Source organism: Paramesorhizobium endophyticum (genome assembly GCF_014640615.1).
Lineage (GTDB): Bacteria > Pseudomonadota > Alphaproteobacteria > Rhizobiales > Rhizobiaceae > Paramesorhizobium > Paramesorhizobium endophyticum.
The window spans coordinates 97832-112038 of the sequence record NZ_BMHH01000005.1; the positions used below are offsets into that span (position 1 = coordinate 97832).

The 14207-nt window shown below is 62.5% G+C and carries 10 protein-coding genes and 1 riboswitch; of the genes, 3 read left to right on the forward strand and 7 right to left on the reverse strand.

What is annotated here, in order from left to right; genetic code table 11:
• Positions 1 to 19: 19 nt before the first annotated feature.
• From ilvD to IEX53_RS08065, 4 genes are all read right to left on the reverse strand, one after another.
• A complete protein-coding gene (gene ilvD / locus IEX53_RS08050) occupies positions 20 to 1861 on the reverse strand; it encodes a dihydroxy-acid dehydratase (protein ID WP_188823204.1) in 1842 nt (613 codons plus the stop codon).
• 138 nt (positions 1862 to 1999) lie between these two features.
• Positions 2000 to 2431: a hypothetical protein gene (locus IEX53_RS08055; protein ID WP_188823206.1), complete on the reverse strand. Its 432-nt coding sequence runs from the start codon at positions 2429 to 2431 to the stop codon at positions 2000 to 2002.
• A 54-nt stretch (positions 2432 to 2485) separates the two neighbouring features.
• On the reverse strand, positions 2486 to 3172 hold the full coding sequence (gene bluB / locus IEX53_RS08060; RefSeq protein WP_188823208.1) for a 5,6-dimethylbenzimidazole synthase: 687 nt from the start codon (positions 3170 to 3172) through the stop codon (positions 2486 to 2488).
• A gap of 56 nt (positions 3173 to 3228) precedes the next feature.
• Complete coding sequence (locus IEX53_RS08065; protein WP_188823210.1) at positions 3229 to 3465, reverse strand: Lrp/AsnC ligand binding domain-containing protein; 237 nt, start codon at positions 3463 to 3465, stop codon at positions 3229 to 3231.
• Positions 3466 to 3567: 102 nt separating this feature from the next.
• Positions 3568 to 3655, forward strand: a riboswitch (glycine riboswitch).
• A 279-nt stretch (positions 3656 to 3934) separates the two neighbouring features.
• Between IEX53_RS08065 and IEX53_RS08070 the strand changes: the two genes are divergently transcribed.
• Together IEX53_RS08070 and IEX53_RS08075 are read left to right on the forward strand one after the other, a co-directional pair.
• The gene (locus IEX53_RS08070) at positions 3935 to 5215 is read left to right on the forward strand and encodes a D-amino acid dehydrogenase (RefSeq protein WP_188823211.1); all 1281 of its coding nucleotides are present in this window, start codon (positions 3935 to 3937) and stop codon (positions 5213 to 5215) included.
• Positions 5216 to 5506: 291 nt separating this feature from the next.
• Positions 5507 to 6682: a GGDEF domain-containing protein gene (locus IEX53_RS08075; protein WP_188823213.1), complete on the forward strand. Its 1176-nt coding sequence runs from the start codon at positions 5507 to 5509 to the stop codon at positions 6680 to 6682.
• Positions 6683 to 6693: 11 nt separating this feature from the next.
• Here the strand turns inward: IEX53_RS08075 and IEX53_RS08080 are convergent, their stop codons facing one another.
• Complete coding sequence (locus IEX53_RS08080) at positions 6694 to 7404, reverse strand: L,D-transpeptidase (protein WP_188823215.1); 711 nt, start codon at positions 7402 to 7404, stop codon at positions 6694 to 6696.
• Between the two features lie 136 nt (positions 7405 to 7540).
• Here IEX53_RS08080 and IEX53_RS08085 point away from each other — a divergent pair, with 136 nt between their 5' ends.
• Complete coding sequence (locus IEX53_RS08085; protein ID WP_188823217.1) at positions 7541 to 7837, forward strand: alkylphosphonate utilization protein; 297 nt, start codon at positions 7541 to 7543, stop codon at positions 7835 to 7837.
• Positions 7838 to 7875: 38 nt separating this feature from the next.
• Here IEX53_RS08085 and IEX53_RS08090 read toward each other — a convergent pair whose 3' ends face one another.
• Both IEX53_RS08090 and IEX53_RS08095 read right to left on the reverse strand, forming a co-directional pair.
• Positions 7876 to 12213 (reverse strand): translocation/assembly module TamB domain-containing protein, encoded by a 4338-nt coding sequence (locus IEX53_RS08090; protein WP_188823219.1) that lies wholly within the window; start codon positions 12211 to 12213, stop codon positions 7876 to 7878.
• Positions 12210 to 14165: an autotransporter assembly complex protein TamA gene (locus IEX53_RS08095; protein WP_188823221.1), complete on the reverse strand. Its 1956-nt coding sequence runs from the start codon at positions 14163 to 14165 to the stop codon at positions 12210 to 12212. Before IEX53_RS08095 ends, IEX53_RS08090 begins: the two co-directional genes overlap by 4 nt.
• Positions 14166 to 14207 lie beyond the last annotated feature (42 nt).

Genomic DNA, 14207 nt, shown 5'->3' on the forward strand with positions numbered 1-14207 from the left:
AAGTGAGGCTGCGCCGAGCTCAAGGCACCTGCCGCACAGCGCCCTTCGCGGCGCTTGTCGCCATCGCCGCATAGGCGCGCAACGCCGTCGTTACCTTGCGTTTGCGCTCTTCGGCGGGCTTCCAGGCCTTGTCGCCCTTGGCTTCCATCGCCTCACGGCGGCGGGCGAGTTCGGTGTCGTCCACGGCCAGGTGTATCTTGCGGTTGGGGATGTCGATCTCGATGATATCGCCTTCCTCGACGAGGCCGATCGTGCCGCCTTCCGCCGCTTCCGGCGAGACGTGGCCGATGGAGAGGCCGGAGGAGCCGCCGGAGAAACGGCCGTCGGTGATGAGGGCACAGGCCTTGCCGAGGCCCTTCGACTTCAGATAGCTCGTCGGATAGAGCATCTCCTGCATGCCGGGGCCGCCGCGCGGGCCTTCATAGCGGATGAGCACGATATCACCAGGCACGATCTTGCCGTTGAGGATGCCAAGCACCGCCGAATCCTGGCTTTCGAAAATGCGGGCGGGGCCGGAGAATTTCAGGATCGATTCGTCGACGCCCGCCGTCTTCACGATGCAGCCATCCTCGGCCAGATTGCCGTAGAGCACGGCAAGTCCGCCATCCCTGGAATAGGCATGATCGAGGTCGCGGATGACGCCCTTTTCGCGGTCGACATCGACGCTGTCGAAACGGCGGTCCTGGCTGAAAGCCACCTGCGTCGGCACGCCGCCGGGGGCGGCGCGGTAGAAATCATGCACCATCGGGTTCTGCGTGCGCTTCACATCCCAGCGGTCGAGCGCGTCGCCCAGCGTCTTCGCATGGACGGAGCCGACGGAGGTGTCCAGCAGCCCGGCGCGGTCGAGCTCACCCAGAATGCCCATGATGCCGCCGGCGTGGTGGACATCCTCCATGTGGACATTGGCGATGGCGGGAGCGACCTTGCAGAGCACGGGAACGCGGCGCGACAGGCGGTCGATATCCGACATGGTAAAATCGACCTCGCCCTCATGGGCGGCGGCGAGGAGATGTAGCACGGTGTTCGTGGAACCGCCCATGGCGATGTCGAGCGTCATGGCGTTTTCGAAGGCAGCGAAACTGGCGATAGAGCGTGGCAACACGCTTTCGTCATCCTGTTCGTAATAGCGGCGGGCGAGATCGACGATGAGATGCCCCGCCTCAACGAAGAGGCGCTTGCGATCGGCATGGGTGGCGAGTGTCGAGCCATTGCCGGGGAGAGAGAGGCCGAGCGCCTCGGTCAGACAGTTCATCGAATTGGCGGTGAACATGCCGGAGCAGGAGCCGCAGGTGGGGCAGGCGGAGCGCTCGATGACCTTGACCTGTTCGTCGGTATAGCGATCGTCGGCAGCGGCGATCATCGCATCGACGAGGTCGAGCTTCTTCACCTGGTCGTCCCAGACGACCTTGCCGGCCTCCATCGGGCCGCCGGAGACGAAGACCACGGGGATGTTCAGCCTGAGCGCCGCCATCAGCATGCCCGGCGTGATCTTGTCGCAATTGGAAATGCAGACCATGGCGTCGGCACAATGCGCATTGACCATGTATTCGACCGAATCGGCGATGATCTCGCGCGACGGCAGCGAATAGAGCATGCCGTCATGGCCCATGGCGATGCCGTCATCGACCGCGATGGTGTTGAACTCCTTGGCGACGCCGCCGGCACTCTCGATCTCGCGGGCGACGAGCTGGCCCAGATCCTTCAGATGCACATGGCCCGGCACGAACTGCGTGAACGAGTTCACCACCGCGATGATCGGCTTACCGAAATCGGAATCCTTCATGCCGGTGGCGCGCCAAAGGCCGCGCGCGCCGGCCATGTTGCGGCCATGGGTGGTGGTACGTGAACGATAAGCGGGCATCCTGTGCAGTCCTTGCCGGAAATTGTCTGATTTGTCCTCTCATAGAGGGCAGCACCGCGCAACGCGTAAAATCGCCCCCTCTCGGGCCTTTCCTAGCATATATGCAATATAAAGCAAAAAATCAGATGAACGACGAAATTAAATTTCGCGTGATGGAGCGCCGGCCAAAGCCTTATCAATAAGCGCATTGGCGATCTTCATGCGGTCCGAAGCCCTGTCGCGCAGCGATGCAGCTACGCGGTCGGGGTGATTCAGCGCAGCAAAACGCCGTCGCACCCGGGTAAGCTCCGCGGTGGACATATCAGGCGAGAGCTGCAATTCGCGCGCGACCTCTTCGGGATCGGTACTGGGAAGGGGCGAATCGGGTTCGGGCTGGGAAGCTTCTTCGAGAAGAAAATCCGGTTGCCGGCTCCCCTCACAAGCCGGGGCAAGATGGAGGAGCGCATCGAGGAAATCGAACGAGAACGGGCGCGGATTTTCCGGCGCGGCGACAGGCTGGCGCTCCACCTCGGCCAGAATCGAGGCGAAGTCGATGCGATTATCCTGTCTAATGTGCCTGCGTGCTTCCATTCCGCCCTGTCGGCTCCCTTACGGTGAGAAGCCGAACCTACAGGCGGATTTCTTTCATTCTGGTTGCCATGTCTCCTCGAAGATCAGCTCTTCGAGCGGCAGGCGGTTGCGCCAGCCTTTGACCTCCAGCTCGGGGCGCTGGTAGAGGTGATCGACATAACCCAAACAGAGATAGGCGATGATTTCGACATGCGCGGGGATCGAAAGCGCCTCATGCAGGGCGGCGTCATCGATGATGCTGACCCAGCCGACGCCGATTCCTTCCGCGCGGGCAGCGAGCCAGAGGTTCTGGACGGCGCAGACGGTGCTGTAGAGGTCCATCTGCGGGTTATGGGTGCGGCCCAGCACCACCTTGCCGCCGCGCGTGCGGTCGCAGGTGATGCAGAGATTGACCGGCGCCTTGCGGATGCCCTCGAGCTTCAGGGAGCGGTAGAGCGCCTGCTGCTCGGGCGGAAACATTGCCGCGGCCTCTTCATTCGCCTTGGTGAACAGCGAGTGGATATGGGCGCGGCGGCGCTCGTCACGGATGACGATAAAGTTCCACGGCTGCATGAAGCCGACCGATGGCGCGTGATGCGCCGCATCGAGCAGCCGCTTCAGCACGTCATCCGGGATGGGATCGGGCAGAAACTCGTCGCGCACGTCGCGGCGTGTATAGATGGCCTTATAGAGCGCCGCGCGCTCCTCGGGAGAGAAGGTCGCGGCCTCGCCGAATGCTTCTTTGTCTGGCCTGTCCAGCATCGCACCACTCCCGTGACTTTTCATAAATTTATAGCCGCAAAGGAGGGTAACAGGAATCAGAATGCGGTGAATGTGAGCGTCGTCAAGGAACGGACGATTCCAGGGATATTCAGAATGTTCTGGTTGATGAACTTGCCGATATCCTGGTCTTCCTCGATATAGATTTTCATCAAGAGGTCGAACTCGCCGCTGGTGGAATAAAGCTCGGAGACGATTTCGCGCTCGAAAAGGGTGTCGGCCACCTCATAGGTCTTGCCGGGCGCGCACTGCAATTGCAGAAAAACCGGTTTCATGAACATTCTCCTTTTCCACTTAAGTATGATCTCTAGCGAAAATCGCGCTGCAGCAAAAGAGTTGTGCGGCGTGAGCGGCTGCGATATGATGAAGGAGTTCGATAAGACCATCTGGGAGAGACCGGTAAAATCCGGCGCCGACGGAGCAACCGCCCCGGAAACTCTCAGGCAAAAGGACCAGAATGGTTGTGAACATCTGGAGAGTGGCGGATTAGTTTAGCCGCATGATCTTATCCGAAAAGTCTGCAACTTTTCGGGATCATGCTCTAAGCGAGGCGCCCACCGAAGGAGAAAAGCCCATCCGCCCGGCCATCCATGTGCCGGTTGGAGTGCGGATCGGAAAACAGGTGAGAAACACCTGGTCTCCCGCCGGGCCCAAGCTCTCAGGTTCCGTGACAGATGGGGTTTCGTCGCCGCCTGAAATGGGCGGCAAAGGCTGAAACCGGGTGTCATCCAAGGGAACCATGTCATGACCCGCATTGCCGTTATCGGAGCCGGAATCACCGGCATTACGACCGCTTATGCCCTCGTCCGCCAGGGCTACGAGGTGACCGTCTTCGACCGCAACCGCTATGCGGCGATGGAAACCTCCTTTGCCAATGGCGGCCAGCTTTCGGCTTCCAACGCGGAAGTCTGGAACAGCTGGGCAACGGTGCTCAAGGGCATCAAATGGATGTTCCGCAAGGATGCGCCGCTGCTGATGAACCCCATGCCCTCCTGGCATAAATATTCCTGGATGGCGGAGTTCGTCGCGAACATTCCCCATTACGAGAAGAACACGATCGCCACCACCCGGCTCGCCATCGAGGCGCGCAAGCATATGTTCGAGATCGCCCAGACGGAGGGGATTGATTTCGACCTGGAGCGCCGCGGTATCCTGCATATCTACCGCACCGCCAAGGGCTATGACCACGCGGCGCGCGTCAACAAATTGCTTGGGGCGGGCGGGCTGGAGCGCAACCCCGTTTCCGCCTCCGAAATCCGCAATATCGAGCCGGCGCTGACCGGCCCGCTTTATGGCGGTTTCTTCACTCCGTCGGACTCGACCGGCGACATTCACAAATTCACGCGCGGCCTGGCGGATGCCTGCCTGCGCAAGGGCGTCACCATCATCGCCAATGCCGATGTGCGCCAGCTGACCCATGCGGATGACGGCGTTACCGTCGAATGGGCGGAAGCCACGCACAAGGGCGAACCCGTAAGGGCCGAAAAGACCCGCTTCGACGGGCTCGTCGTCTGTGCCGGCGTCGGCAGCCGCAAATTTGCCGCGCAGCTGGGCGACCGGGTGAATATCTATCCGGTGAAGGGCTATTCGATCACCATCAGCCTCGACGACGCCGAGAGCCAGAAGGCCGCTCCGTGGGTGAGCCTGCTCGACGATGACGCGAAGATCGTGACGAGCCGCCTTGGCGCAGGACGCCTGCGCGTGGCCGGAACGGCGGAATATAATGGCGAGAACCGCGACATCCGCTACGACCGCATCAAGCCGCTCATCGACTGGAGCACTGATCTCTTCCCGGACATGAACACGTCGAGCGTCGTGCCCTGGGCGGGCCTTCGCCCGATGATGCCGGACATGATGCCGCGCGTCGGACAGGGCAAGCATCCGCGCGTCTTCTACAACACCGGCCATGGGCATCTGGGCTGGACGCTTTCGGCGGCGACGGCGGAGATGGTGGCGGGCCATGTCGCCTCGAAATTTCCCGCGGACGGTGAAGCCAAGCCGGTTTTTAGAATAGCCGCCGAATAACAGCCATTAAATCGACACAATATTCACCGCCGGGGGCATCGCTCCCGGCGTTTCTTTTGTGGAGAATGTAAAGAACGCGTGAAGTCCCGGTGAGGCTGTTGAATAATACAGCCCGGAACACCTACATGGGATTTATGAAATCTCTCATGGACTGTTCAGAAACGAAATCCATGGAACGGTTTTACTTTTAATGAAAACACGGGGGCAGCCCTTGCTTTCCTCCATTGCGGGGAGGGGCGGACGAGAAGTCCGAAACGGGACGGGGCGGACGGCTACCCTCATGGCTAGGAAATGATGACCTTCGTCCCCTCCGCGCTGCTGGCCATTTTCGCCTTGACCTTCACGGGCATCTGGGGCGCGTGCAGAATGTCCCTCGCAGGCTACAGGTGCAACTTCCTGCTGGTCTATGCCGCGTCGTTCCTTGCCCTCAGCCTTGCGATGCTGGCGCAAAGCGCGCGTATTCCCGCCGATGCGGGATATAATTCGATGGTTTTGGGCTCGCTCTATATCATAGCCTGCCTTCTCCTGACGAAAGGCGTCCTGGCGCGGTCCGGACGCGCGCTGCCGACCCCGCTTTACCTCGCGGCCTTTTTCATCATCCTCATCCCCTTTGCCTATTTCCAGTACGTCGACAGGAGCCTGGCCGCCCGCATCTATTTTCTCAATTTCGGAATGGGCGCTATATTCCTTTATCTCGCCGCGCGGGCCAGTTTCCTGCGCCGGGGATCGGTCGCGGACCGCATTCTCTTCTGGCTCATCGTGGCGTTGGCAGTCCACTTCTTCCTGCGCACGCTTCTGACCGTCCACTCCATCGCGCCGATCGAGAACCTGCCCACCCAGGCAGTGCCGACCGGCTTCCTCACCACAAGCTTCTGGGGCTGGACCGAGATTTGCGCCGCGCTTTTCACCGTCGCCGTGGGGCTGGGACTCATCACCATTTCCGGCGCCGACATTGTCGACCACTTGCGCGAGGAGCGCGACACGGACCCGCTGACCGGCGCGCTGAACCGGCGCGGGCTCGATTCCCACGCCCCACTGCTTGTGGCCAGGAACAGGCAATCAGCCGTGAGCATCATCGTCTGCGACCTTGATTATTTCAAAAGCATCAACGACACCTATGGGCATGCCGTGGGCGATACGGTGCTGGCGCATTTCACGCAGATCCTCAGGAAATCGATCCGTTCCGCCGATCTCGTCGCGCGCGTCGGCGGCGAGGAGTTCGTCCTCGTCCTGGGCGGGATGAATGTGGAAAACGCCTATCTGATTGCCGAGCGCATCCGCAAGGCGGTGCAGAGCGAGCATTTCGACAAGGTCGCGCCGACGCAGATCATCACCTGCAGCTTCGGCATCACCGGATTGCGCAGGGATGAAGATCTCTGGGCCGCGGTGAAGCGCGCCGATGGCATCCTTTACGCCGCCAAGAATGCCGGGCGGAACCGCACCTATGCGGAAGGCATCGCCGCCTGAATTCTACGCGATCACGCGACCACGATGGGCGCCTTGCCGGGCACGCGGTTATAAAGGTCGATGATGTCCTGGTTCATCAGCCGCACGCAGCCGGAAGACATTGCCTGTCCGATAGACCACCATTCCGGCGAGCCATGAATGCGGTAGCCGGTGTCGGCACCGCTTTGGAAGATGTAGAGGGCGCGGGCGCCAAGCGGGTTGTGCGGGCCCGGCTCCATACCGTTGCGATATTGCTCGAGCTCGGGCTTGCGCTGGATCATCTCCGGCGGCGGCGTCCAGCGCGGCCATTGCTTCTTGTATTGCACATTGGCGCGGCCCGACCAGCGGAACCCATCCTTGCCGATACCGACGCCATAGCGAATGGCTTCCCCACCCGGCTGCACCAGATAGAGGAAACGGTCTTTCAGACTGACCACGATGGTGCCGGGCGCTTCGCCCGTCGGATCGGGAACGATCTGGCGGCGAAACTGCTTCGGCACTTTTTCATAGGGAATGGCAGGCAGGGAGTAAGGCCCCTCCTGGACAGCGGCATACATGACATCGGGTGTGGTGATCGCCCTGTCCACGCTGATCTGCGGGCGGATCGCCCCCGTCGGCATGGTGTCGAGATTGAGGCCCGACATGTCAAAAGTCTGGGAACATCCAGCCGCGCCGGTGAGCGCCACCGCCCCGGCCCCGAAAATGAATGCCCGGCGGTTCAGATAATCCGGTTCTCTCGACATGGATGCTACACAACCCCAACACAACGAATGAGGCGACTTTGCCTCATTCGTGGTTGATGAAGCGTTAAGGGCCGTGACTTGTGCCGGACCGCCTGGCTGTTATAAGCGCGACAGTGAATTGCCAGGAGAAGCGGCCATGTCGGGCGAAGACTATGTTTACGACGAAGCGACGGGAGAGTGGCGGCCGGCTTCGGAACTGGCCGCCGCCGGTGAAGCAAGCACCGAAGTGCGGGACGCTTCCGGAAACCTTCTCAAGGATGGCGATTCGGTCACCCTCATCAAGGATCTGAAGGTCAAAGGCGCCAACCAGACCTTGAAGCAGGGCACGGTCATAAAATCGATCCGGCTAACGGACAATCCGGAAGAGATCGACTGCCGCCACGATGCGATCAAAGGCCTCGTCCTGCGTACCGAGTTCGTCCGCAAGCGTTAAGCGACTCCCTATTCCCCCGGAAGGCCCACACACCGGGATCAATAATCCTTCTCGTAGAACACACCCACGCTCGAATCGGTGGTGCCGAGGGCGCCCTTGGCTTTGAGGTTCTTCGTGATATCGAGGTTGATCGTGGCTTTGGTGTTGCCTTCCGCGCCCGCTTCCACGCCGAGATAGACATTGTCCCTGATATAGCGGCCAGCGCGCACCCCGGCATTGCCTTTCGCATCGGTGACGATATCGAGATCGTCGAGGCCGGTGCTTCGGCGGAGGCTGCCGAGGAGCGAGGTGTTCTTACCGCCCGCCAGTTCCGCCGCGGCGGCGGCGAGCTGCGCGATCTGGAAGGCGGAGAGCTCGTTGAGCGAGCGGTCGAAGATCAGCCGCGCCAGCACTTCGTCCTGCGGTAGCTCCGGCTGCGATGAGAAGGTGATCGACGGGTCGTCCACCGTGCCCGCCACGGTGATGACGACGACGATGTCGCTGCGCTCCGCCCGCGCGACGAAATTCAATTGCGGGTTCAGGTCCCCCACCAGCGTCACCTGCCCTTCGTCGAAGGTGATGCGCTGGCTCAAGAGGTCGAGGCGACCGCGCCGCAGTGTAAAGCCGCCGACGGGGCGGATATTGGTCACCGGCCCGGTCAGGCGCACGGAGCCGCCCAGTTCCACATCGAGCCCGCGACCGCGCACGAAGATGCGGTTCGGCGCACTGACTTCCACATCAAGGCGCACGACGCTCGGGCGCGCGGTGGGCCTGGGAACGCCGCCACGGCTAACGACCTTGGCGCGCTCCAGGGTGCGCTCCACGGCGCGCGGCGTGAAGATATGCTTCACATCAATATTGGCCGCGCCGCCGCCCAGCTTTTCCGGCACGGAGATTTCAGCCTTCTCCACATCGATGCGCCCCGAAATCAACGGGTCGCGCAGGAGCGGGCCGGTGATGGCGAGGCCGCCATTGAAGGTCGCGACGATCATGTCGCCATCGGCATAGCGGGTGCGGTTGAAGGTAAGGCGAAGATCGGCGGGGAAATTGGCGGCAGCATCGAGGGAGATAGTGCCGTTGGCGCTCATCGAGCCACCGGTGGAGAGCGCGGCGGCGGCATTGCGGATCGTCACCGTCTGCCCGTCCATGCTGCCCATGACGTTGATGTTGCGCAGCTCGACATTCGTCTGCGGGTCGATGAGCCGCGCGCCATTGGCCGAGAACATGCCCCGGACGGACGGCTTCTCGAAGCTGCCTGAAACATTGGCGGTCAAGGACAGCGTGCCCGATGCCTGCGCGCCACGGTCCGCCAGGAAGCGGTTGGCGAGGGTGAGCGGCACGCTGCCGGTCACATCGACGCCGAGCCCCGAGCCCGAAAGCGGCACACGGCCCTTGCCCGACAGGGTGAAGCCCTGCGGGCCGTCTATGGTGACGGAGGATAGATCCACCGCCTTGTCGGCATAGCGGCCGTCCGCGCGCAAGGTAAGCGGCGCGAGGCCGTTGTCGCGCAGCGGCTTTGCGGCAAGTTCCGCGCCGCTGACATCGAAGGTCGCGGTGGGATTGGCGCGGGTGCCGCCGATCCGGGCGGTGCCGTTGACGGTGCCGCCCAGTTCCAGATCCGGACGGAAAGTGTTGGCGATGGCAAGGGGCAGGTCGCGGATGGCAATTGAGAGGCCGAGCGTATCGGCTATCGCACCGCTCAAGGACACCTGCCCGCCGCCGACATCGAGCAGAATATCGCCGAGCGTAATATTCTGGCCCTTCACATTGATCGTCGCCGGCTGCACCAGCCTTGCGGCCAGCGCGCCCTGGCGCAGATCGGCATGGCCGAGCGACAGGAGATAACCGCCATTCTGCGGCTCCAGCGCGCCCCCCAGAGCGGCGGTCGTGCCGTTCTTCAGCTTGGCGTTTGCGGAAAAGTCGGTTTTCGTTCCTGCCTGCGCGGCTTTGGCATCGAGGCTATCGACTGCCTGCCCGCCGAGAACCATATCGCGCGCGGTGATGGTGCCGTTTCCGGCGGGAACGCCGAAGAGGTCGCGCACATTGGCAGCTATATCCGCCGTGCCGATCTGGTTTTCATCCGCTTTGAGATTGCGCACCGAGGCGGTGATATCGGCGTTCTGGCGGCCGTCCTGATGATCGAGGCTGATATCGGCCTTGGCCGCGCCTGTCGCATCCATCAGAAGCAGCGCCGCGGCGGTGGAAACATCGGTCGCGTCGAGCGAGAGTTTGCCCTGGTAGAGTCCGTCAGCCGCCTGGGTGATGCCGCCGGTGATGCGCGTGCCGCCTGCGGTGAAGGCGAGATCGGAGAGGCGTTTTTCGCCATTGGCAAGGGCCAGCAGCGTGGAGAGATCGACGCGCTCACCATTCAAAAAAGCAAGGCCTTTGACCGCACCGCTCAGATCGCCCTTGTCGAGCGTACCGTTGAAATCGACCGCGCCTTCGGAGAGCTTGCGGCCCGCCAGCGTACCCTGCGGTACGGCGGCATGGGCGGAAAGAGCGATCTTGTCTTCCTGCCCCTTGGCGCTTCCCTTCAAAGTCAGTTTTCCGGATGCCTTCTCGGAAAGCAGCGCCAGATCGGCCAGCGCCACGCCGAAATCGAAATCGGCGGATTTGGAGGAGAAGGTGCCGTTGGCTGTGATTTCACTTTGCGGATTGCCGATGCGGAAATCCCGAGCGGTAAGGCCGCGCTCGTCGCGTGCGACGCCGCCGGTCAGGCGCGTTTCGCCCGCTATGATGCGGTCCACCACCTCATTGCTCACGCGCATTCCGTTTGCGTCGCCATCGAGCGTCAGGTCGAACGCGCCGGACAGCGGCTTGATCGTGCCATTGGCCTTCAAATCGAGACGGCCCGCGAGATCGCGCCCGGCGAGCGCGGAGAAGGGCGCGATGCTCTCCGCTTTCACGCTCGTTTCTCCGTCGAAGACATAATCCTTGATGTTGCCCTTGAGACCGACGCTGAGGCCATTGCCCGCAATCTCGGCGTTGGCAAGGCGCACCGGCGTTCCCGCCTGCCAAGCACCATCGGCAGTAAGGCGGATGGTGTCACCCAGCGCCTTGGCGATATCAGCGCGCTTGGCAGTGATGCCTGAGACATCGCCATTGACGTTGAAGGTAATGTGCCGCGCCGTGGGCAGGTTCAGGTTTTCCGCGACGCCGCCCATCTTCAGCGCCACCGCGCGGGCGGCGAAGCTGTCCGTGGTCAGATTTCCGATATCGAGCGAGCCGGTCCAGTCATTGGTTGGACGGTCGCCAAAGGCCACATGCAGCGCGGCATTTTCCACCGTCGTCTGGCCGCCCGGAACCGGCAGAACCACTTTCTTTCCCGCGGGGTCGGCGAGGCGCGCATCGACGCGCAGGCGGTTCAGGAAGCCGTCCGCGCCGGTTTCGGCGGAGGCGGTCAGGTTCAGCGCCGCGCTCGTCAGGTCGAGCCCATCGATGCGCATCCCGCCCCCGTCCTTGACAAGGCCATGGGCGGCGAGCACCGTCTCGGCTCCGAAGAAATCGCGGAACATGGGCGAGACGAGCACGGCAATCGGCCCGCGAAAATCGCTGCGGAAGCCGAGGCCGCCATTTTGCTTGTCCAGGCTGACAAGGCCCGTCAGCACGCGCCTGCTTGCGGCGTCGAGCGCGAGGTTCAAATCGAGACTATCGAGCGGACCGGCCCCGGACACCGTCAGGTCCACAGGTGGACGTCCCTCGATGTTCAGGAGATTGGCGACGATGCCGTTGGCGGGCTCCGACAGTTTCAGATTGAGGTTCAATTCGCGCGTCTTGTTGGCGTAGGCGGCAGCCAGATGAAGCTGGCCGCCCGGCCCGTCGAGCCGCTGAATATCGAGCACGGTGTCGAGCGAGCCGTCGGCGAGGCTCAACCGCCCATTGGCTGCGAGTTCCGAAGCGAGGCCGAAGACATCCTTGCCGAAGGTCAGATGCGCAACATTCAATTGGTCGAGATTGATGGCAAGCGGCAGTTCCGGCAGGCTGAAGCCCCGCGCCTCCGGCGATGGCAGGCTGTCGTCGGGCAGAGGCTTGCGGATGACGTCGATGCGGTCGGCGGCGAGCGTCTGGACGCTGAGCCGCCCGGCCAGCAGCGCGGCGCGGCTCCAGACGATGCGCGCATTGGTGACGCGAAGCCACACGCCTTCGCGGTCGGCCACAGTGATGGAACCGATGGTGGCTTCCGATGACAGCGCGCCCTGAATGCCCGAAATGGTGATGCGGCGGTTCGGCGTGGAAAGCTGGTTTTCCACGAAGGAGAGGAAATACGATTTTTCTTCTTCGGCATTTTGCTGCGCAAAAGCCGGCGCGTTTTGCTGCGGGGCAGCGGGTGCATTTTCCTGCGCGAAGGCGGGAAACGCGAACAGAAGAAGGGCGATGAGAGCGAACAATCGGGTCAAAACGCCTGTCCTATGCCAACGTAGAATGCCAAACTCGGATCGCCTGAGCGGCGGTTGAGGGGAACGCCGATATCGAGGCGGATGGGGCCAAGGCCGGTCTGGTAGCGGATACCGCCGCCGACGCCGACGCTCATCTCCTGCGAGAAGTCGGGGAGCGTGTCCCTGCCGACATAGCCCGCATCGACGAAACCGACGAGGCCGATATCGTCAGTCACCCGCGCGCGCACCTCGCCCGATGTCTCGACCAGCGAGCGCCCGCCGATCACATCGCCGGTGGAGGTGACGACGCCGATATTGCGGTAGCCATAGCCGCGCACTGAACCGCCGCCGCCGGCGAAAAACAGCTTGTCGGGCGGCAGTTGCGATATGTCCGGCCCGGCGATCGCGCCGAACTTGAGACGGCCCGCCAGCACGATGCGGTCATCCTCGCCGAAGCCGTAATAGGTGCGGCCTTCGGCGGTGAATTTCGTGGCGAAATTGCCGTATTCGAACTCGTAGAACGGCTCGATCACGCCTTCGAGGAAAAAGCCCTTGGTGGCGTCGGTCTTGCTGTCGCGGCTGTCATAGGTGAGACCGCCCAGCACCCCGGCGGTCAGGAAATCGCGCTTGCCGAAATAATCGTCGTCGAAGCGCGCCTTGGAGATATTGGCGAAGGCGCGGCCGGTCAGCTCGTCAGTGAAGATATGCGTAAAGCCTGCCAGCCCGGTCACCGCCGTGCGCGTATAGGCGTCGAGCACCTCGCGCTGGGCTATGAGCGAGGTGACAAAATCCGTGTCCGGCGTGAAGGTGCCGGGCTTGGTAAAGGTGACGCCGCCCAGATAGCTGTAGTTTTTCGGATCGAAGGCTTTGTCCTTCGTCGATCCGATGCCGCTGACCTTGGCATCGAAACGCAGGCGCTCCGCCTTGCCGAACAGATTACGGTGCATCCAGTAGGTCTCTAAGCCCGCGCCGTCGAGCGTGGAATAGCTGCCGCCGACGCCGAAGCGGTGCAGCAGGCGTTCCTGCACGCTCAACGTCATGGGCAGGGAGCCGTCCGGCCCGATCTCTTCCGCCTCGGTGATCGTCGCGGCGCGGAACACTTCCAGCCGGTTCAACCGCTTCCTGGCGCGTTCGATATCGCGCGGATTATAGACCTCGCCCGGCTTCAGCCCCGTCTGCCGCGCGACGAATTCCGGGTCCATGCGCTCGGTGCCCTTGACCGCCAGCGGGCCGTAATAGGCGCGGCGGCCGGGATCGACGGCAATATCGACATCGACCGTATTGTCGCGATGGTCGGCGGTGATGCTGTCCTTCGTGGTCTTCGCCTTGGCGAAACCCTGCCTGCGCCAGCCCTCGACGGCCAGAAGCTGGGCTTTGACGATCGTACCCGAAAACGCCACCTTGCCCGGCGCGAAACCTTCGTCCTGCGGCAATTTCGCCGCATCGCGCGGGTCGGCCGGCGGCGGGGCGAGTTCGCGGATGCTGGTGCGCGCGAAGAGGAATTGCGAGCCGGGATTGACCGATATCGTTATTGCGGACTCAGCAGGCAGTTCCGCATCGATGGGGATATCCGCCGCCTCACGGCCATTCACGGTAATGCTGATCGTGCCGCCATAGCGGCCATCGCCATAGAGCGCCTCGAGAATGCGGCGGTAATCGCCCCTCGCCTTGGCGAGCAGGCCTGCCGCGCCGGAGACGGGCTTGTCTTCATCCGCGACGAGGCCGGACGCGCCCTCGACCGTTTCCTTGGCGTCGCTCTCGCTGCCATCGTGATTGCGGACGTTACCGGTGACGACGACCTGGACCTTGTAGCGCTTCGGATCGGTGATCGAATCGTCCTCGGTCTTCTTCTTCTCCCCCCAAAGGTGGATGCCGAAGAGTTCGAAGGCGCCGGCGGGGCTAAGCGCGGGCGGGGACACCTGTGCGGCAAGAACAAGCGCGACAATGCCAATTCTTCGCAAGGGCCCTCTCATCAATATGTTCTCTGGACGGAAAATCTGGCTCAACTCGTAAAA

What these genes read in the sequence shown, in the direction of transcription:
- ilvD (WP_188823204.1), bottom strand. Translation starts at nt 1,861, where the DNA reads ATGCCCGCTTATCGTTCACGTACCACCACCCATGGCCGCAACATGGCC.
- IEX53_RS08055 (WP_188823206.1), bottom strand. Translation starts at nt 2,431, where the DNA reads ATGGAAGCACGCAGGCACATTAGACAGGATAATCGCATCGACTTCGCC.
- bluB (WP_188823208.1), bottom strand. Translation starts at nt 3,172, where the DNA reads ATGCTGGACAGGCCAGACAAAGAAGCATTCGGCGAGGCCGCGACCTTC.
- IEX53_RS08065 (WP_188823210.1), bottom strand. Translation starts at nt 3,465, where the DNA reads ATGAAACCGGTTTTTCTGCAATTGCAGTGCGCGCCCGGCAAGACCTAT.
- IEX53_RS08070 (WP_188823211.1), top strand. Translation starts at nt 3,935, where the DNA reads ATGACCCGCATTGCCGTTATCGGAGCCGGAATCACCGGCATTACGACC.
- IEX53_RS08075 (WP_188823213.1), top strand. Translation starts at nt 5,507, where the DNA reads ATGATGACCTTCGTCCCCTCCGCGCTGCTGGCCATTTTCGCCTTGACC.
- IEX53_RS08080 (WP_188823215.1), bottom strand. Translation starts at nt 7,404, where the DNA reads ATGTCGAGAGAACCGGATTATCTGAACCGCCGGGCATTCATTTTCGGG.
- IEX53_RS08085 (WP_188823217.1), top strand. Translation starts at nt 7,541, where the DNA reads ATGTCGGGCGAAGACTATGTTTACGACGAAGCGACGGGAGAGTGGCGG.
- IEX53_RS08095 (WP_188823221.1), bottom strand. Translation starts at nt 14,165, where the DNA reads ATGAGAGGGCCCTTGCGAAGAATTGGCATTGTCGCGCTTGTTCTTGCC.